1 protein-coding gene is annotated in these 1,004 nt (G+C 75.1%); it reads right to left on the reverse strand.

The genetic code is table 11. The features are described from left to right. Window positions 1-332: 332 nt before the first annotated feature. Window positions 333-935 (reverse strand): HhH-GPD-type base excision DNA repair protein, encoded by a 603-nt coding sequence (locus IG05_RS0140935; RefSeq protein WP_030349169.1) that lies wholly within the window; start codon window positions 933-935, stop codon window positions 333-335. Window positions 936-1,004: the final 69 nt, after the last annotated feature.

A 1,004-nucleotide genomic window follows, 5' to 3' on the forward strand; every position in this document is an offset into this window, starting at 1 on the left:
GGTTTGGAGGGGGCTGGGGGTTGGGGCTGGCGTCGGAGGTCGGGTGCGGGGGCCGGTGCTGTGGGCCGTCGCGGGGTGCGGGTGCGGGTGCGGGTGCTGCGGGCTGTTGCCGGCTGCGTGGGTGGGGGCCGGCTGCGTGGGCGGGCCGGTGCGTGGTGCGTTCTTGCCGAGTGCAGACGCGGTGACCGTGCCGGTGCTGTTGCCCCTTGCCGGACGGGACGGTGGGGTGCGCTGATGCGGACCGCCGCCGGGCGCGCGGCTGAGCGCTGTGGCTCGTGGCGTCCACGTGGCCGGAGCCGCGGCAGGGGGCGGCGCCCGTCGACGCGGGCGCGCTACTTCTTCGCCGGCTTCGCTTCCTTCGCCGCCTTCGCCGCCGCCTTCATCTCCTGTTTGTGGGCGCGGACCTTGGCGAGCGACTCGGGGCCGGTGATGTCGGCGACGGAGCGGAAGGACTTCTCCTGGCCGTAGGTTCCCGCGGCCTCACGCCAGCCCGCGGGGGCGACGCCGAGCTGCTTGCCGAGCAGGGCCAGGAAGATCTGCGCCTTCTGCTTCCCGAACCCCGGCAGGTCCTCCAGCCGCCGCAGCAGCTCGCTCCCGCTGCCGGCGTCCCGCCAGACCGCCTCTGCGTCCCCGTCGTAGTGCTCGACGAGGTACTGGCACAGCTGCTGGATCCGCTTGGCCATGGAGCCGGGGTAGCGGTGCACCGCGGGCTTGTCGGAGAGCAGCGCGGCGAAGGCCTCAGGGTCCATCGCCGCGATCTCGTGCGCGTCCAGATCCGCGGCGCCGAGCCGGTCGGCGATGGTCCGGGGCCCCTTGAACGCCCACTCCATGGGGATCTGCTGGTCCAGCAGCATCCCGGTCAGCGCGGCGAGCGGGGACCGCCCGAGCAGCGCGTCGGCCGCCGGGTCCTGGGCGAGGTGCAGGGTGACGTCCATGCGTCGATGATCCCGCGCCCCCACCGCCCCCGCGCGCCCGGCCCACCCACCCCCCGCACGCGCCCACCC

The sequence above is a fragment of the Streptomyces sp. NRRL S-1022 genome, from assembly GCF_000720135.1.
Lineage (GTDB): Bacteria > Actinomycetota > Actinomycetes > Streptomycetales > Streptomycetaceae > Streptomyces.